The organism is Streptomyces liliifuscus (genome assembly GCF_016598615.1).
Lineage (GTDB): Bacteria > Actinomycetota > Actinomycetes > Streptomycetales > Streptomycetaceae > Streptomyces > Streptomyces liliifuscus.
Window position 1 is genome coordinate 9,408,017 of sequence record NZ_CP066831.1, and the last position, 17,678, is coordinate 9,425,694.

The following is a 17,678-nucleotide window of genomic DNA, read 5'->3' on the forward strand; positions in this document are numbered from 1 at the left end:
ACGGTATGGCCACGCCGCCCTTACCGCCCCAGCCTCCTCGGCCGCCGGACAACACGCCCCCTTCGGGCGGCGGTGGATTCGGCCCGCTGCCCGAAGGCTTCGGACCTCCTCCAGAGGGTTACGGACCTCCTGGAGGCCCCCCTCCCGGCGGCAACGGTCCGCCGTGGCAGGGAGGCGGAGGAGGCTGGCAGCCACCGCCACCGCCGCCACCGCCACCGCCGCCTCCCGGGCGACCGGGCGGTCCAGGACGGCGCCGCCGGGTGCTGTTGCTCGTCCTGGCGGTGATCGTGACTCTCGGCGCCGGTTCCGCGGTCGCCCTGGTGGCCACCAGTGGTGACGGTTCGTCCGACAAGAAGTCGCCGTCGGAGAGCGACTCCCCTACCGGGAAACTGCCGACGCCTTCGCTGAGCATCCCTTCGGAGCTGCCCAGCGAACTGCCCTCCCTGCCCACCGAGCTGCCGTCCGGCCTGCCCAGCGATGTCCCGACCGACCTGGAGTCGTTCCTGCCGTCCCTCGCGAGCGACGAAGTGCCGTACTACATGCTGCGAACCGGTGACTGCTTCAACATCGACGACACCAAACCGGGCCAGGCCGCGAAGCGTTCGTGCCGCGCGGCGCACGACGCCGAGGTCGTGAAGGTGGCCGAACTGGAAGGCACCTACACCACCGATGCCGCCCTCAAGAAGGCGGCATCGGCACTCTGCGCGAAACCCCTGGACACCAAGGCGGCCAGGCAGCCCGCCGGCACCGTGCGGGGCACCCTGGTGCAGTATCCCGACCCCACGGGCTTCAAGCTCGGCATAGACAAGGTCGCCTGCAGTCTGGCCGCGGACGTCGGTGCCGGAAAGCGCAAGCTCACCAAACCGCTGACGTGAGGCACGCGCGCGTGGAGGTGTGAAAACGCCGGGCGGGGTCGGGAATTCAGATCCCGCGCGGCAGTCGTACGTACGTCACGGTGGTCTCGATGCCGCTGTCCACCAGCCGTCCCTGGGCGTCGAAGGCCTCCGGCCCGTCCGTCATCCCGAAGTCGTTGTCGTTGATGAGCGCGAGCGTGTCGTGATCCACGCGCGCGACGCCCTCGATCTTCCCAGGCACTCCCTTCACCGCGCCGAGGTCGACGACAAGACGCTTGCGCAGCACCGGAACGCCGGAGGCCGCGGGGTCGTCGAGCTGCTCCAGGGAGGGTGACGTCGTGTCGTCGTCCCACTTGTCCCCGAGGATGTCCGCAGCGCGGGTCAGCTTCACCACCTGCAACCGGGCGGCCTTGTCGGTGCGTTCCTCGACGAGCAGCCGGTCGCGGCCGACGGCCACCACGGAGGAGATCTTCAGCTCGGAGGTGTCGTCCTCGCTCGGGTCGACCACGTTCACCGGGTCGAACCGGTACGCGTACTCGGCGGTGACCGCCCGCTTCTTCGTCGAGAAGCGCAGCAGACGTGTCGTCAGCGAGGCCTCGCCCGCATCCGTGTCCGGCAGGGACAGCGGGCTCTGCACGGCCATCACCAGGTCCCCACCCGGCAGTTGGGCGAGTCCCTCGAAGCCACGGTTGATCTTCCGGTGCAAAAGGACGGCGGGCAGTGCCTCGACCACCCGGTAGTCCGCGCCCTTCAGGGCCAGCCCCTTGGGCACGTACCGGGTGAGTATCGTCCCGCGCGCGGAGACGTGGATCAGCGAGGGCCCGTACTCGTCCACGAGCCAGAAGCTGCCGTCCTGGGCCCGTACGATCCCCTCGGTGTCCAGCCCGTTCGGGTTGTACGAGAGCGGTGTCTTCGCGTCGTAGGAGTACGGCGCCTCGTCGCGCCCCTTCTGGTTGGACAGGCCCGTGACGGGCTTCCCCGAGGAGGTGGTGATCGGGATCGCGTCCAGCACCTTCACGGTGTGACCGGACACCCGGATCTTCACGATCGCCGGATCGAAGCCGGGCACGGGGAAGGTGCGGCGCTTCTCGCCGGCCACCTTGATCTGGCCGTTGGGACCGCGGTCGGTGACCGTCCAGAACTCGCCCTTGCGGCCCGCGGGGTAGATGTCGCTGCCGATCCCGCCGAGGTCAACGCCCCGGTCGTCGCCCACCGTGCCCGGCAGCAGCGTGTTGCTGAACGTGCCGAGCGGAATGTCGCCGAGCGTCGCGGAACCAGTGACACGCGCCTCCCCGGAGGGCGCACCGACCGCGGTGCCCGCCACCGTGAGAGCGGCCAGCAGGGCGAGCGGCACGCCCGCGGCGACGGAACGGTGGACGCTGCGCCGGCCTGCGACGTACGGGGACATGGGGCCTCCTGAGGCACGAATTCGGTGACAGCGGCCAGAGTTCGCCCCCGCCCCGAACGCCGTACGGCCGGAGAGTGAACACCGGGCGTCCACCGCTCGTCCGGTGGACGGTGCCGGTTCCCGTGTCGATACCGATGTCGGTGCCGGTTCGGGTGCTCTGCGCGCGCCAAGTGCCCTGCGTGCCGAGGTGTCCTGCGTGTCCTTCAGGCAGGCGTCACTCCTGACCCTCCGCCAGAGCGAGCGCGGTCGCCGGATCCTGGGACGCGGGACCCGCGGGAGCCCAACGCCCCCGTTCCTTGCGGTAGGGCCACCAACGGCCGTCCGTCCCCAGACGCAACTGTGTCCGGCCGTCGGCGGCGGTCCAGCGGTTGCGGGACGCGCGCAGGGCGGGCCGCTGGTCCTCCTCCCAGGCCGACTCCAGGGCGGCACGCGCGCGTGCGAGGGTCTCCGCCTCCGCGGGCCGGTCGGCCTCCAGCACGTCGAGCGCGGCCGTGCCACCGTGTTCCCAGGCGCGGACGGCCAGGGCCAGCCCCTCGCGGTCGCGGCCCGACCCCTCCGTGAGCCGGTCGGCCACCGAAGTGTCGGGAACACCCGCGGCCAGGCGCACGGCGTCCTGGGGGAGCGTCAACTCGGCCGCTATCGAGCGTTGTTCATGGCCCGCCCTGAGTGCCTCGGTGAGCAGCCGGTGCGCCTCGCGGGCGGCCTGCGTCGCCAGGAACTCCAGTGCGACCGGATCGACCCCGGACGCCGGATCGGTCTCTGTGTCCAGCGAGGGCGGCAGCCCCGGCTCTGCGGGCAGGGGAGGCATGTCGGGCAGCGGGGGCAGGATGTCCCCGTCCGCGTACGCCTCGGCGGCGTCCACGCCCTCGTACGCCTGCTCCTGCCCGGGAGTCTCGGTCTCGGTCCGGGGAACGCTGCGCACCTGCAACTCGTCCAGCAGTTCGCGCTCACCACGACTGCGCAGGAGAAGCAGCACGAACGGGTCCTCATCCAGCAGCCGCGCCACCTGGTAGCACAGCGCCGCCGTGTGACCGCAGTGGTCCCACGCGCCGCAGTCGCACTCCGGCTCCAGATCGCCCAGACCCGGAAGGAGTTCGACACCGGCGGCCGCCGCGTCCTCGACGAGATGCGGCGGCATCTCGCGGTCCAGCAGCGCCGCGATGTGCCCGGCCCGCTCGACGGCCATGCCCAGGAAGCGGTCCCACTGCTCCTCGGACAGTTCCTGCAACAGGACGTCGGCGCGGTGGGAGGTGCGGTCGCGGTCCCGGACCACCGCTGTGATGCGCCCCGGACGGACCGACACGGCTCCCACGGCTCCCGCCCGGGCCAGCCTCCGTCCCGTCTTCACCTCCTGGGAGTCCATGGCGGCGTCCTCCAGGGCCTTCAGCCAGGCCTGCCCCCACCAGCTCTGCGCGAAGCCCCTCCCGTGCGCGGGCGGCAGGGCGGCGAAGGTGCGCTCCGGGGTGTTGTCGTACGGGTCACTCATCGGGTGCCTCCTCGCAGTTCCACCAGGTCGGCCAGTTCGCTGTCGGTCAGCTCGGTGAGGGCCGACTCGCCGGACCCGAGCACCGAGTCCGCCAACTCCCGCTTGCGCACCAGCATGTCGGCGATGCGGTCCTCGATCGTCCCCTCGGCGATGAGCCGGTGCACCTGCACCGGCCGTGTCTGTCCGATGCGGTACGCCCGGTCGGTGGCCTGGGCTTCGACGGCCGGGTTCCACCAGCGGTCGTAGTGCACGACATGCTCAGCCCGCGTCAGGTTCAGGCCCGTGCCCGCCGCCTTCAACGACAGCAGGAAGACGGGCACTTCGCCGTCCTGGAAGCGCTGCACCATGGCCTCGCGCGCGGGCACCGGCGTACCCCCGTGCAGGAACTGCGAGGCGACGCCGCGTGCGCTCAGGTGCCGCTCGATGAGGCGTGCCATCTGCACGTACTGCGTGAAGATCAGAACGCATGCTCCCTCGGAGAGGATCGTGTCGAGCAACTCGTCCAGCAGCTCCAGCTTTCCGGAGCGCCCAAGGATCTTCGGCCTGTCCTCCTTGAGGAACTGCGCCGGGTGGTTGCAGATCTGCTTCAGCCCGGTCAGCAGCTTCACGATCAGTCCGCGCCGCGCCATGCTGTCGGCGCCGGAGATCTCGGCGAGGGTCTCGCGGACCACCGCCTCGTACAGACCCGCCTGCTCCTTGGTGAGAGACACGGCACGGTCGGTCTCGGTCTTCGGCGGCAGCTCGGGTGCGATGCCCGGGTCGGACTTGCGGCGGCGCAGGAGGAACGGCCGCACGAGCTGGGCGAGCCGGTCCGCCGCCCCCGGATCCTGCCCGCCCTCGACCGCCTTGGCGTACCGGTTGCGGAAGGTGCCGAGCCGGCCCAGCAGGCCCGGTGTCGTCCAGTCGAGAATCGCCCACAGCTCGGAGAGGTTGTTCTCCACGGGAGTGCCGGTGAGCGCCACGCGCGCGTGGGCGCCGATCGTCCGTAGCTGCTTGGCCGTGTCCGAGTACGGGTTCTTCACATGCTGTGCCTCGTCGGCGACGACCATGCCCCAGGACGCCTCGGCCAGCCGTGGCGCGTCGAGCCGCATCGTGCCGTACGTGGTGAGTACGAACTCGCCTGCGGCCACCCCTTCGAGGCTCCGCCGCGCACCGTGGAAGCGACGGACAGGAGTGCCCGGGGCGAACCGCTCGATCTCGCGCTGCCAGTTGCCCATCAGGGACGTCGGACAGACGACGAGCGTGGGTCCCGCGGCGGACTCGTCGGTCTGCCGGTGCAGATGGAGCGCGATCAGCGTGATCGTCTTGCCCAGGCCCATGTCGTCCGCGAGACAGCCGCCGAGACCCAACGAGGTCATACGAGCGAGCCAGTTGAGCCCGCGCAGCTGATAGTCGCGCAGGGTCGCGTCCAGCGCGGCGGGCTGCCCGACCGGCTCCTGCCCTTCCGGGTCCGACAGACGGTCCCGCAGCGTCGCCAGCCACCCCGTGGGCCGTACGTCGACTCTCCGGCCGTCCACCTCCGTGGAACCCGTCAGGACGGCGCTCAGCGCGTCGATGGGCGTCACCTTGCGATCCTGCTGGGCGCGGGCGCGACGTACCTCCTGGGGGTCGACGAGCACCCACTGGTCACGCAGCCGCACCATGGGGCGGTTCGCCTCGGCGAGTCGGTCCAGCTCCTGACGTGTCAGTTGCTGGTCGCCCAGGGCGAACCGCCAGTCGAAGGCCAGCAGCGCGTCGGCCGACAGGAACGACGGCGTGTCCGACGACAGCCCGTCAGGTCCCCGTTCGTCGTCCGGTGGACCGATGACCGCGCGGGCCGTCAGTTTGTGAGCCAGCTCCTTGGGCCAGTGCACCTCGACACCGGCGGCCGCGAGTGATTGGGCACCCTCGCCCAGGAGCTCCGTGACTTCCTCGTCGGCGAGTTCGATCGAGTCGGGCACGGTCGCCGACAGCAGGGGAGTGAGCGGGGACCAGGCCCGTGCGGCGCGACGCAACGCGAGCAGGGCGTCCATCCGCGCGCGCGGACCGAAAGCAGGGCTCGTGCCGCCCCAGACCTCGGACGCGTCCGCCAGCAGGGCCGGATCGCTGACGCTGTGCAACTGCGGCACCGCACGGAACGGCAGCCGTGTCTCGTCCGACACGGCCGACGCGAGCCCCGGCACCTCGACGCGCAGCGAGATCCGTACGCCGGCGTCGTGCCCCGCGGCCACGTCGGCGGCCCACGCACGCTGTTCGGGCACGTGCTGCGGCTCGGGGGCGGCGAAGGCGGGGCCGCCCGCCGCGAGCGTCGCGGCGGGGGAGCGGGGCAGCGTGTCGGCGACCGCGTCGAGGAAGGCACGCAGCAGCCGCTCGGGATCGGGGAGCCGCAGCGGTTCCGCCTCGTCGACCGGCACCGCGTGCGCCTGCGGAGGCATCGCGGCGGCCAGTTCGCGGATCCGCCCCAGGTCCGCCGCCCCCAGCGGCCCGGCACGCCACGCGTCGTGGTCACCGGCGCTCAGACCGGGCAGCAGCAGCCCCCGCGCGGCGAACTGGAGCGCGAGCACGGCCGCGGCACCCCAGAACGCGGTCGCCCTGTGGGCGTGCGACACGGCACGCGCGCGCGTGAGCACCGGCAGAGCGGCCCGCACCGGCAGCACGACGGCCGGCACGGTCACCAGCTCGACACCGTCCTCGCCGGGCAGGGCGACCGTCAGCTCCTCGACAGCACCGGAGTCGACAGCACCGGAGTCGATCGCGGGAGGGCCCTCACCGTCGGGCAGCCAGAAGGCGACGGAGCCGGCACGGGCCGGATCGGCAGGCATGAAAACGGCACAGCAACGGGCCAGTTCGGAGATCTCGGAGGGAGTTGCCGCAGGAATCCTCTGCACAGCGATGACGCGTTCCTCAAATTTGACTACCTGGGGTCAAGGTCGCCGAGGATACAGCACGAGTAACTCTCGGTGGCCATCGATTGGTGTGACATGCGCCACTCTCGCCCGAGGGTGTTGTCAGGTCCACCCGGTGGCCGAGGTTGTCCCCCGCCCGGACACGGGGGGTGGCGCCATGGTCGCCCAGGGTCGCTGATCCGTACGTTTCTTGAGGTCGGCGTCCCCCGCGGCCGGTTCGTCGCACCCCGCTTTCTCCAGCCTGTTTCTCCAGCCTCCAGAGACCGGAGTTCCGTCATGCCCGAAAACGTCTCAACCGTTGTGGAACGCCCTCCCAGGGTCTCGGCCGGAAGCGAGTTCACACCGCTCCTGCGCACCGTCAAGAGCCAGGGTCTCCTCGACCGCAGGCAGGGCTGGTACGCACTGGCCGTCGCCGTCAACGCGCTGGTCCTGGCCGGCGTCGTCGTGGGTGTCGTCCTGATCGGCCACTCCTGGTGGGTGCTGCTCCTGGCCCCGCTGCTCGCCGTGATGTCCGCCCGCACCGCCTTCATAGGCCACGACGCCGGGCACTCCCAGATCGCGGGCAACCGCTCGGTGAACCGTCTCATCGGGCTCATCCACGGCAATCTGCTGCTCGGGATGAGCTACGGATGGTGGAACGACAAGCACAACCGCCACCACGCCAACCCCAACCACATCCACAAGGATCCCGACGTCGTGGCCGACGTCCTGGTCTTCACCAGCGGACAAGCCGTGGACCGCAGCGGCTTCCGGCGCTGGCTCACCCGCAACCAGGCCTGGCTCTTCTTCCCGCTCACGCTCCTCGAAGGCGTCGCCCTGAAGATCCACGGCTTCCAGGACCTGCGTCGACAGCCTCCGCGGGAACGCGCGGTCGAGGGCTTCCTACTGGTGGTGCACGTCGCGGGGTACGTGACTCTGCTGCTCGGCTCGATGCCCCTCGGCACGGCTCTCGCCTTCGCCGCGCTTCACCAGGCGCTCTTCGGGCTGCACCTGGGCCTGGCCTTCGCGCCGAACCACAAGGGCATGGAGATGCCCGACCCCGATGGCGAGGGGTGGGGGCATCTGCGTCGCCAGGTGCTCACGTCGCGCAACATCCGAGGGGGTGTGGTGACCGACTGGTTCCTGGGCGGCCTCAACTACCAGATCGAGCATCACCTGTTTCCCAGCATGCCCCGCCCTCATCTGAAGCTCGTCCGTCCACTGGTGCGCGCACACTGCCAAGAGTTGGGTATCCCTTACACGGAGACGGGACTCGTCGACTCCTACCGCCAGGCCCTGCGGCACATGTACGAGGTCGGGGAACCGCTCAGGGTCGAGTAGGGGACGCGACTCAGGGTTGTATCAGGGTCGCGGCCTGGAACTGCAGGGAACACGGGCCCGTTCTCAAGACAGAGAGCGGCAGTGGCCGCGAAGGAGGCTACGCACATGTCGAAGAACGCGAAGATCGCCGTCGGGGGTGTGGCGGTCGGGCTTCTCCTGCTCATCTGGCTGCCCTGGTGGGCTGCCCTCCTGATCGTCCTGGGAGTTCCGACGGCGGCGTATCTGACGCTGGACCCCTCACAGCGGCGCAGGTTGCGCCGGGTGTCCCGCAAGGAGCTGGGCCGCTGAGGCGGGGCGGATCCGGTCGATTCCCTTCCAGAGCGCAGGAGTCGACCATGTCGCCGCTCACGGGCCTGCCGACGGTACGGCCCGCGGGCGGCCGCGCGCCCCACTGTCCCCACGCCGTTCGTGAGCCCTTCCGTGCCCATGGCGTGAGTGCGTCGAACGCCGACAGGTAGGACGGCAGGAGCGGCCGCCTGTCGCCTCGGGCCGATCCACCGGGCTCAGCTGGGACGTACGGCGATCTTGTCCAGCGCCTCCAGCAGCCCGGGCAGTTCAGGTCCGCGGCCGACCGGCAGGACCTCTCCGGGCTTCTCGTCGAGGAGCACGAAGGCGATGTCGTCGGTCCTCGCCACCATCGACCAGCCCGGCCCGTCGGCCCGAAGCGTCCGCGCGTCACCCGAGGCGAAGGACGACCGCACTCGGCCGAGGGGAGGTGCCGAGTCCACGTACGAGCGAGCCTCCGCGAGGACGCGCTGGACGCCGGTGAGAGGTGCGTCCCCGTTGCCGTCGCTCGCTTCGCCCTTGCCGGACTCGTCGCTCTGTGCGTCCTGCTCCGCAGGCGCCTCGCCATCCTGGCCGGCGAACTCCTTGTCGTCGATCTGTTCACGCCAGGCCGCCCACTGCAGGGCGATCTCGTCGGCGCCCAGACGCCGCTGAGCCGGGCCCCACGCAGAGGTGTCCGGCGGGGAAAGCGGCTCTTGTTCCGCGATCTCGGGCGGCGGATCGTGCGGGGCGGGCACACCGGGCGCCGCCACGGCCACCGCGAGCGGCCACCCGGGCAGGGCCGCGACCATCGAGCGCTCGTCCGGCGACAGGTCGTACTCCATGCCGCAGTCCCAGGACGCGATGGCGACAGCCACCAGCGAGACGTCGTCGATGACAACCGTCCACCGCGACCCGTCCCCGTCCTGGCCGAGCACCAGACCGTACCCGTCGGCGAGCGGCGCGAGACCGAGAGCCGCGCACGCCTCCGGGTAGTCGTCGCCCAGCACGCTGGGGAACTGTGGAGGCGTCAAGAGCACCGCCGTCAGCACATACAGTGCGTCGTCGTCCCCGGCGGCGACGGCCTCATCGTTCGTCCCGGCCATCCCTGCCTCCCCATCGCTACGTCCGTCGGCGCACCCTAATGCGCCCCCGCGGCGCTTGTCACGGGTCCCGAATGCGTACGGAGCTGCGGTTGTCCCCCTGGACGGGGGCGAAACGACCACTGGTCGCCGCCCCCGCCCGTCCCGCGTTCGTCCTCGCCCGGGTCCGCCTCGGTACCGACCTGGTGGTCGCCGGTGTCAGGCTGCCGGCAGGCCGAGGAGCGTCCGGGCCACCGTCGTGGGCGACTCGTCGCGCTCCCGCGCGAGGGCGATGACAGCCCGGCAGGCCAGCTCGTTCACCCCGAACGACAGCGCCTCCGGCGACACCCAGGTCGCGGCTTCGTCGATGCCGTCCTGGTCGTCCTCGGCGCAGGCCGACACATACGCCGCGGCGGCCTCGAACAGGTTGTGGGTGCGCTTCTCCGGACGCCGCTTCGCCGAAGGCGGATGCTCCGAGGACTCGATCGGGCGCGGGCGTGAGACGAACTTCCAGAGTCTGGCCAATGTGCCGGACATGCGGGCCACCTTCCCCCTGTGCGGTTGCCGTAGCCGATCGCTCATGTGCTGCTACTCAACGTAGAGTTGAAGCTTCGACTTCAGAAGAGGACAGGGGCGTGGAGCGGTCACCGTCCACCCGGGTCCAGTGAGTCGATCATGGACCGCAGCCACGCCAGTTCGGCCCGGCTCGTGGCGCGCGCGATGGTGAGGATCCCTCGCCGGAACGGGTCGTCCAACTCCTCGGCCCGCAGCGGTCGATCACCTTCGTAGAAGAAGCTCGCCGGTTCCTCGAGGAAGGCGAGCCGTCGCCGCAGAACGGCGGCCTGGGCCGCGGCGTCGTCGAGATGCCGGAGGAAGGCGAGCACCGTGAACCAGCGGTTCTCGTCGGTGATGTCGCGCTGTACGGGTTCCGTCAGCCGGCGCCGCAGGTCGCGTCTGCCGTCCTCGGTGAGTGTCAGGACGTGACGCGGGGCGGCCACCGAGCCCGGCTCCGTCGCGCGAGCCAGCAGACCGGCCGTCTCCAGTCTCTTGATCGCCGGATACAGAGTGCTCTCGGCCACGGGCCGCACATGGCCCGCGAGCGCGGTGATGCGCTTGCGCAGCTCATAGCCGTGCAGCGGGGTGTCGTACAGGAAACCGAGGATGGCGAGCTCCAGCATGCCCGCATTCTGCCTCACTCTCGTGGTACATCGCTCTGGCAATACATCGGAACCGATGTATTCTCCTGAAGGAGCATGCGACGGAACAGGGGAGTGGCGATGAAGCAGGCCGAGTTCGACGGCAAGGGGAACTGCGTCCGCTGGACGGAGACGCCGGGTGACGATCCGGCGCGGGTGTACGTGCACGGCCTGGGGGCCGCCTCGACCGTCTACCACGCGCACATCGCGGCGCGGCCCGAACTGGCAGGTCGGCGCTCCCTGTTCGTCGACCTGCCCGGACACGGCATCAGCGACAGGCCGGAACACTTCGGCTACACCCTGGACGACCACGCCAACGCGCTGGCCGCGGCGCTGGTCGAGGCAGGCGCCACCGGCGCGGAACTGATCGCCCACAGCATGGGCGGATCCGTCGCCATCGTGCTCGCGCATCGGCGGCCCGACCTCGTCTCACGACTGGTCCTGACCGAGGCCAACCTCGATCCGCGTCCTCCCGTCACCGCGGGCAGCAGCGGAATCGCCTCCTACGAAGAGGACGAGTACGTCGACGGCGGCCACGCGCGCGTGCTGGAGAAGGTCGGCCCCCAGTGGGCGGCGACCATGCGGCTCGCCGACCCGCGTGCCCTCCATCGCACCGCCACCGGACTCTTCCGCGGCTCGAACCCCACGATGCGCCGCATGCTCGAAGACCTGACGATCGACCGGGTCTATCTGCAAGGCGAACTCAGCGGTGAACTCAAGGGCAGGGAAGCCCTGGAGGACGCCGGAGTGCGGGTGGTGACGGTGCCCCGCGCGGGGCACAACATCATGTTCGACGACCCTGCCGCTTTCGCCGCCGCGGTCGCTGGAACGGCCTGAGGGCGACGCGACGACCTGAGTCTGACGGGATGGCATCAGGTCGATGGGAGGGCTTGAGGCCGATGGGACGCTCCAGGTCGCAGGAACCTCCCGATACGCGGCCTCAGGGGAGGCGTACGGCCAGCGCGAGGAACCGGGAGTCCTCGTCCACGTACGAGGCCAGACGCCAGCCGGAGCCCGACAGGAGTGGGCGGAGGTTGGCCTCCGCCCGCAGGTCGTCCGGTGTGATCCGCCTGCCCTGGCGCGCCGCGAGGGCCGCCCGGCCGATCGGGTGGAAGAGCGCCAGTGTTCCGGCGGGCCTTACGACCCGCGCCAACTCCCGCAGATTCTCCGAGGGGTTGGGAAGGTGGGCGACGAGGCCGGCCGCGAACACGGCGTCGAGGGACTCCGAGCGCAGCGGCAACCCCGCCACATCGGCGAGCAGCAACTGTCCGACCCGGTCACGGCCCGCCCGTACCGCGGCCTCCAGCATGGCCGGGGTGAGGTCCGCGCCGAGGACCACTCCGGAGGGGCCCACGGCATCCCTGAGAGGCGGCAGGGCCCGACCCGTACCGCAGCCCGCGTCGAGCACCCGGTCGCCCTCCCGCAGCCCGAGTTCGGTGACGGCCGCCGCGTACACCGGACCGTCGTCGGGGAACCGGGTGTCCCAGTCGGCCGCGCGGGCCCCGAAGAACTCCTGGACATGCGTGTGGTCGTCGCTCATGCACCGCATGATCTCGCACCGACGGGTGAGTGACGCGATCGAACGCCGACACGGACAACGGCACGGCGTGCATGTTCGAGCGTGACGCGATCGTTCCGGTGTACTGCTGCGCCATATTCCACCACCTTTCGAAACGCGCCCCCTCTGTGCGCTCCGGGCGGGACTAGCGTCCCGGAGCCATGGGACACCTGGACCACGCCACCTTCGGCTGGCTGACCCCCGTGCTGTCGTACGTGATGGCCTGCATCGGCGCCGCCCTCGGACTGCGCTGCACGGTCCGCGCGCTCGGTGCCTCGGGGCGGTCGCGCCGCAACTGGCTGCTCACCGCGGCCTCCGCCATCGGCACGGGCATCTGGACGATGCACTTCGTCGCGATGCTCGGCTTCAGCGTCAGCGGCACCGACATCCGCTACAACGTGCCACTGACCATGCTCAGCCTGCTCGTCGCCATGGTCGTCGTCGGCGCGGGCGTGTTCGCCGTCGGATACGGCCGCGACCGCGGTCGCGCGCTGGTGCTCGGCGGGCTCACCACCGGGCTCGGCGTGGCGAGCATGCACTACCTGGGCATGGCCGCACTCCGGCTGCACGGCGATGTCACCTACGATCCCGTACTCGTCGGGATCTCCGTCCTGATCGCCGTCGTCGCCGCGACCGCGGCCCTGTGGGCGGCGCTGAACATCAAGGCGCCGATCGCTGTCGCCGTCGCCTCCCTCGTCATGGGCGGGGCGGTGAGCAGCATGCACTACACCGGGATGATCGCGGTCGGTGTGCGGGTCTCGCCCTCCGGCGACCTCCTGCCCGGGGCCACGGCGATGCAGTTCATCTTCCCCCTCGCCGTCGGCCTCGGGTCCTATCTCTTCCTGACATCGGCGTTCGTCGCGCTCTCCCCGACGGCGGGGGAGCGGGAGGCCTCCGCCTCGGCCCAGCGGCCCGTCGAGAGCGCCGCCCGCTAGCGCAGGGCCCGGACCGGCGACCCGGCGGGCGCGTCCCCCGAACCACTCCGAGCGAGGAGGCCATGCGTACACCCCGTAGGACCCCGACAGACGACTCCCGGACACCGCCGACCCCGGTGCGGGGTCGCCGCGCGCACGCCGGACCGCCGGCCGACGAGGGCTCCGGCCCGGAGGAATCCGCCGACATGGCGCCCGGTGACGCACCCACGCGCGCGGGAGGCTGGAGCCTGCGTCCCCGGACCGTGCGGGCGAAGATCGTCTGCCTGTTGATGGTGCCCGTCGTCTCCCTGCTCGCACTCTGGGCGTACGCCACCGTCACGACCGCTCAGGACGTCTCCAGGCTGCGCCAGTTGCAACGCGTGGACTCCCAGGTGCGTGCCCCGGTCGCCGCGGCCGTCGCCGCACTCCAGGAAGAACGCGCCGCCGCCGTCGGCTACGCGACCAAACCCGCCGCCGACCGGGCGAGCGACCTCAAGAAGCTGACGGCACGCACCGACCGGGCCGTGGCGAAACTCCGGCTCGGGGACCACAGCACCGTCGCCGACAGCGAGGAACTGCCCTCCGGAGTGGCCGATCGCCTCGAAACGTTCGTCACCGGAGCCGAACAGCTCCGCTCCCTGCGGACCGCCGTACTCGACCGGAGGGCCGGCTGGCACGAGACGCACGAGCGGTACACCGAGACCATCGCGACAGCCTTCTCGGTGGGCGGCGCGCTCACCGGCATCCAGGACGCGGAAATCGGCTCCGACGCGCGCGTGCTGCTCGAATTCTCACGGGCGGGTGAGTCCCTCGCACAGGAGGACTCGGTACTCACGAGTGCCCGGCTCGCCGGAACCCTCGACGGGCAGCGGCTCCGGATGTTCACCGGCGCGGTCGACACACGCAGGCTGCTCACCGAGTCGGCCGTCGCCGATCTGCGCGGCTCCGAACGAGTCGCCTGGCAGGGCCTCGTCGAGGGCAGCGCGTACGCCGACGTATACGCCGTCGAGCACGACGTGCTCGCGGCCGGTCCGGGCGGCAGGGCACTCGGCGCCGCCCCCGAGGAGACCTGGAACGCGGCACACGCGCGCGTGCAGGACGACATGCGAACGATCGAAGAGGACGCCGGCAGTGGTGTCGCGAACCGCGCCGACCCGCTCCGGCGCGGTCTGCTCGCCCCGGCGGGTGCCGCGGTCCTGCTGGGACTCGTCGCCGTGGCCGCGTCGCTCGTCATCTCCGTACGCATCGGACGCGGCCTCGTGGTCGAGCTGGTGAGCCTGCGCAACACCGCCCTGGAGATCGCCCGGCGCAAACTCCCGCACGCCATGCGGAAACTGCGCGCCGGGGAGGAGATCGACGTCCGTGCCGAGGCCCCGCCAGGACCACCCGCGGAGGACGAGGCGGGACAGGTCGCGGAAGCCCTCACCACCGTGCACCGTGCCGCACTGCGCGCCGCGGTCGAGCGCGCCGAACTCGCCAGCGGCATCTCCGGAGTCTTCGTCAACCTCGCCCGCCGCAGCCAGGTTCTGGTCCACCGCCAACTGAGCCTGCTGGACACCATGGAGCGCCGCTCCGACGACCCCAACGAGCTGAGCGACCTCTTCCGGCTCGACCACCTCACCACCCGCATGCGACGCCACGCGGAAAGCCTGATCATCCTCTCCGGAGCCGCTCCCGGCCGCGCCTGGCGCATGCCGGTCTCCCTGACGAACGTGGTCCGTGCCGCCGTCTCCGAAGTCGAGGACTACGCGCGCGTGGAGGTACGACAGCTTCCCGAGACCTCGGTCGTCGGAGCCGCGGTGGCGGACCTCACGCACCTGCTGGCCGAGATCGTCGAGAACGCCGCCCAGTTCTCACCGCCCCACACCCGGGTGCGCGTCACCGGAGAGCCGGTCGGCAACGGCTACGCCGTGGAGGTCGAGGACCGCGGGCTCGGCATGGGCAAGGAGACCCTCGCCGAGGCCAACCGTCGCATCGAGCAGTCCGAGGCCTTCGACCTCTTCGACAGCGACCGGCTCGGCCTCTTCGTGGTCAGCAGGCTCGCGGCCCGCCACGGCATCAAGGTCCACCTGCGGACCTCGCCCTACGGAGGTACCACCGCTGTCGTCCTGCTGCCCACGCCACTCCTGCAGGCCGCCGCGGAGGAACGTTCCGGTGGCCGCCGGGCGGGCCAGGAAAAGGCCCCGGAACGTATGTACGCGCGCGTGCCCGGCCCCGCCCCGAAACGCGACTCCGTAGAGGCACGTTCCGCGGAGACACGTTCCGTAGGGGCGCTGAACGAGCGGCCCGCCCTGGTGCCTCCCATACCGATCGAGGCGGAAGCCTCGTCCGAAGGCAAGCGCGAAGACCGTCCGCCGCCCGGCGTCACCACCCTGCGCCTGCACCGACCCGAGGACGACTCCGTGGAATCCGACGAACTCCCACGGCGCGTACGACAAGCCAGCCTCGCCCCGCAACTGCGTGAACGACGATCCGACGAGCCCGCGGAAGCCGCGCCTCACAAGGACGACGAGCGCACCCCCGAGGCGGTACGGGACCGCATGGCGGCCTATCGCGCGGGGTGGACCCGCGGCGGCGGCCGTACACCCGGTCGCGGCGCCACCCCCGACCCCGTAGCGGGCAGCGACAGCAGTGAAGGAGACCCCGCATGATCCAGGAACCGGGCATGGGGACCGCCCAACGGTCCGGCGAACTCGACTGGCTGCTGGACGACTTGGCGCTGCGCGTCGCCGAAGTGCGGCATGCCGTCGTGCTGTCCAACGACGGGCTCGCGGTCGGCGCCTCCGGTGACCTCAGGCGCGAGGACGCGGAGCATCTCGCCGCGATCGCCTCCGGTTTCCACAGCCTGGCCAAGGGTGCAGGCCGTCACTTCGGTGCCGGTGGCGTGCGCCAGACCATGGTGGAGATGGACGACGGCTTCCTGTTCGTGGCGGCCGCCGGAGAAGGCTCCTGCCTGGCCGTCCTGAGCGCCGTGACGGCCGACATCGGCCTGGTCGCCTATGAGATGGCGCTCCTGGTCAAACGGGTGGGGGAGCACCTCTACTCGGCGCCCCGCTCCGCCGCTCACCCGCCCGCGGCCGGGTGACCGACGATGCCGGCACACATGGCCGAGGACCGGACAGGCCCTCCTGAACAGGCGGGCAGCCAGTGGTACGACAACGAGGCCGGGCCGCTCGTCCGCCCCTACGCGATGACGGGTGGTCGCACCAAGTCCGGCCCGACCGGGGTGCGCTTCGACCTGATCGCGCTCGTCTCACTCGACACGGGGGCACCAGACGTCCGCGACGACACGGGACTCGGGCCGGAGCACAGAGTCCTCGTCGAACTCTGCCGGACCGAGACCCAGTCGGTCGCCGAACTGGCCGCGGACGCCGACCTGCCCGTGGGCGTGGTGCGCGTGCTCCTCGGCGACCTTCTGGAACTCGGCTGCGTCAAGGTCAGCCGCCCGGTGCCGCCCGCGCAACTTCCGGACGAGCGCATCCTGCGCGAGGTCATCGAAGGACTGAGAGCCCTGTAGATGACGGATCACACCCCCTTCCACACACGTACTGATGCCGACCGCGGTCGGCACTCCCGAGAGAAGTGATCGATGGTCTCCGAACACTCCGACGCCACGAGCGGTGAGACGGCCCTGGCGTTGAAGATTCTCGTCGCCGGCGGATTCGGCGTGGGCAAGACCACCCTGGTGGGCGCGGTCAGTGAGATCAGGCCGCTGCGCACCGAGGAACTGCTGAGCGAGGCGGGCCAGTCGGTGGACGACACCGACGGGGTGGACCAGAAGGTCACCACGACCGTCGCCATGGACTTCGGCCGCATCACCATCAGGTCGGGCCTGTCGCTCTACCTCTTCGGCACACCGGGCCAGGACCGATTCTGGTTCCTGTGGGACGAGCTGTCGCAAGGTGCCCTCGGGGCCGTCGTCCTCGCCGACACCCGGCGACTGGAGGACTGCTTCCCCGCGGTGGACTACTTCGAGCACCGGCACATCCCCTTCGTGGTGGCCGTCAACTGCTTCACGGGCTCGCGGACGTACGGCGCCCACGACGTGTCACGCGCCCTCGACCTCGACAAGGGAACGCCCGTGGTGCTCTGCGACGCCCGTGACCGCGACTCCGGGAAGGAGGTGCTGATACGCCTCGTCGAGTACGCCGGGCGGATGCACACCGCCCGGCTGCTCGACTCGGTCGGCTGATACGAGGAGCTTCGCTCACCCGCCGCGAAGGCGGTCTCAGTTCGCGACGCCGCCTTCCGCGAGGACCTTCTCGATCCTCACACGTACGAGGAGTTCGCCGGGCACGCCGTTGCGGGCGCCGAACTCCTCGGCCCGCTCCTCGCCCATGTAGCGGCCTCCGATCCGCCCCGCCCACAGCCGGAGTTCGTCGAGGTCCTCCGAGATCCGGGCGCGCCCCTGCAGGACGACGTACGCGAAGGGCGGCCGGTCGTCGTCCACGCACACGGCGACCCGGCCGTCGCGCGCCAGATTCCGTCCCTTGACGGTGGTCTTCGCCGTGTTGAAGACCAGGTCGTCCCCGTCGAGCAGAAACCAGATCGGTGCCACATGCGGGCTCCCATCGGCCCGGACGGTCGACAGCTTGCCTGTGCGGGTGCCGTTCGAGACGAAGGCCCGCCATTCCTCATCGGTCATCTTGTGTGCCATGCCCCTATCCTCCTTGCCCGGACGGCGGTGGTGGGGAAGGCTGGTTGATCGGAT

General features: G+C 70.9%; 17 protein-coding genes. 9 read left to right on the plus strand and 8 right to left on the minus strand.

Annotated elements, in window-relative coordinates; translation table 11 throughout:
• The first annotated feature begins 260 nt into the window (after positions 1-260).
• Positions 261-875: a hypothetical protein gene (locus JEQ17_RS40595; RefSeq protein ID WP_200399893.1), complete on the plus strand. Its 615-nt coding sequence runs from the start codon at positions 261-263 to the stop codon at positions 873-875.
• A 46-nt stretch (positions 876-921) separates the two neighbouring features.
• On the opposite strand, the gene JEQ17_RS40600 is transcribed toward JEQ17_RS40595, so the two are convergent.
• The 3 genes from JEQ17_RS40600 to JEQ17_RS40610 form a co-directional block, all read right to left on the minus strand.
• On the minus strand, positions 922-2,262 hold the full coding sequence (locus JEQ17_RS40600; protein ID WP_200399894.1) for an esterase-like activity of phytase family protein: 1,341 nt from the start codon (positions 2,260-2,262) through the stop codon (positions 922-924).
• A 214-nt stretch (positions 2,263-2,476) separates the two neighbouring features.
• Entirely contained in the window at positions 2,477-3,748 is a 1,272-nt protein-coding gene (locus JEQ17_RS40605) for an SWIM zinc finger family protein (RefSeq protein WP_200399895.1), read from the minus strand.
• Positions 3,745-6,549 (minus strand): DEAD/DEAH box helicase, encoded by a 2,805-nt coding sequence (locus tag JEQ17_RS40610; protein WP_234048557.1) that lies wholly within the window; start codon positions 6,547-6,549, stop codon positions 3,745-3,747. The genes JEQ17_RS40605 and JEQ17_RS40610 overlap by 4 nt, the downstream gene beginning before the upstream one ends.
• Before the next feature lie 360 nt (positions 6,550-6,909).
• Between JEQ17_RS40610 and JEQ17_RS40615 the strand changes: the two genes are divergently transcribed.
• Positions 6,910-7,953, plus strand: a complete 1,044-nt coding sequence (locus JEQ17_RS40615; protein ID WP_200399897.1) for an acyl-CoA desaturase — start codon at positions 6,910-6,912, stop codon at positions 7,951-7,953.
• 105 nt (positions 7,954-8,058) lie between these two features.
• Positions 8,059-8,241: a hypothetical protein gene (locus tag JEQ17_RS40620; RefSeq protein ID WP_055611783.1), complete on the plus strand. Its 183-nt coding sequence runs from the start codon at positions 8,059-8,061 to the stop codon at positions 8,239-8,241.
• Positions 8,242-8,456: 215 nt separating this feature from the next.
• Here JEQ17_RS40620 and JEQ17_RS40625 read toward each other — a convergent pair whose 3' ends face one another.
• The 3 genes from JEQ17_RS40625 to JEQ17_RS40635 all read right to left on the minus strand — a co-directional run bounded on the left by JEQ17_RS40625 (position 8,457) and on the right by JEQ17_RS40635 (position 10,477).
• Positions 8,457-9,323 (minus strand): hypothetical protein, encoded by an 867-nt coding sequence (locus JEQ17_RS40625; protein WP_200399898.1) that lies wholly within the window; start codon positions 9,321-9,323, stop codon positions 8,457-8,459.
• A 195-nt stretch (positions 9,324-9,518) separates the two neighbouring features.
• Positions 9,519-9,836 carry a hypothetical protein gene (locus tag JEQ17_RS40630; RefSeq protein ID WP_234048558.1) on the minus strand — a complete coding sequence of 106 codons (318 nt, stop codon included), beginning with the start codon at positions 9,834-9,836 and terminating at the stop codon, positions 9,519-9,521.
• A gap of 107 nt (positions 9,837-9,943) precedes the next feature.
• On the minus strand, positions 9,944-10,477 hold the full coding sequence (locus JEQ17_RS40635) for a PadR family transcriptional regulator (RefSeq protein WP_200399900.1): 534 nt from the start codon (positions 10,475-10,477) through the stop codon (positions 9,944-9,946).
• Between the two features lie 99 nt (positions 10,478-10,576).
• On the opposite strand from JEQ17_RS40635, the gene JEQ17_RS40640 reads away from it, so the two are divergent.
• Positions 10,577-11,332 (plus strand): alpha/beta fold hydrolase, encoded by a 756-nt coding sequence (locus tag JEQ17_RS40640; RefSeq protein WP_200401981.1) that lies wholly within the window; start codon positions 10,577-10,579, stop codon positions 11,330-11,332.
• 103 nt (positions 11,333-11,435) lie between these two features.
• Here the strand turns inward: JEQ17_RS40640 and JEQ17_RS40645 are convergent, their stop codons facing one another.
• Complete coding sequence (locus tag JEQ17_RS40645) at positions 11,436-12,035, minus strand: class I SAM-dependent methyltransferase (RefSeq protein ID WP_200399901.1); 600 nt, start codon at positions 12,033-12,035, stop codon at positions 11,436-11,438.
• Between the two features lie 179 nt (positions 12,036-12,214).
• On the opposite strand from JEQ17_RS40645, the gene JEQ17_RS40650 reads away from it, so the two are divergent.
• The 5 genes from JEQ17_RS40650 to JEQ17_RS40670 all read left to right on the plus strand — a co-directional run bounded on the left by JEQ17_RS40650 (position 12,215) and on the right by JEQ17_RS40670 (position 17,159).
• Positions 12,215-12,988, plus strand: coding sequence for an MHYT domain-containing protein (locus JEQ17_RS40650; protein WP_200399902.1), 774 nt, complete (start codon positions 12,215-12,217; stop codon positions 12,986-12,988).
• Between the two features lie 62 nt (positions 12,989-13,050).
• Positions 13,051-15,618, plus strand: a complete 2,568-nt coding sequence (locus JEQ17_RS40655) for a sensor histidine kinase (RefSeq protein WP_200399903.1) — start codon at positions 13,051-13,053, stop codon at positions 15,616-15,618.
• Positions 15,615-16,052 carry a roadblock/LC7 domain-containing protein gene (locus tag JEQ17_RS40660; protein ID WP_200399904.1) on the plus strand — a complete coding sequence of 146 codons (438 nt, stop codon included), beginning with the start codon at positions 15,615-15,617 and terminating at the stop codon, positions 16,050-16,052. The genes JEQ17_RS40655 and JEQ17_RS40660 overlap by 4 nt, the downstream gene beginning before the upstream one ends.
• A gap of 18 nt (positions 16,053-16,070) precedes the next feature.
• Complete coding sequence (locus tag JEQ17_RS40665; RefSeq protein WP_200401982.1) at positions 16,071-16,484, plus strand: DUF742 domain-containing protein; 414 nt, start codon at positions 16,071-16,073, stop codon at positions 16,482-16,484.
• Positions 16,485-16,556: 72 nt separating this feature from the next.
• Positions 16,557-17,159 carry a GTP-binding protein gene (locus JEQ17_RS40670; RefSeq protein WP_200399905.1) on the plus strand — a complete coding sequence of 201 codons (603 nt, stop codon included), beginning with the start codon at positions 16,557-16,559 and terminating at the stop codon, positions 17,157-17,159.
• Between the two features lie 36 nt (positions 17,160-17,195).
• Here the strand turns inward: JEQ17_RS40670 and JEQ17_RS40675 are convergent, their stop codons facing one another.
• Complete coding sequence (locus JEQ17_RS40675) at positions 17,196-17,624, minus strand: PPOX class F420-dependent oxidoreductase (protein WP_200399906.1); 429 nt, start codon at positions 17,622-17,624, stop codon at positions 17,196-17,198.
• Positions 17,625-17,678 lie beyond the last annotated feature (54 nt).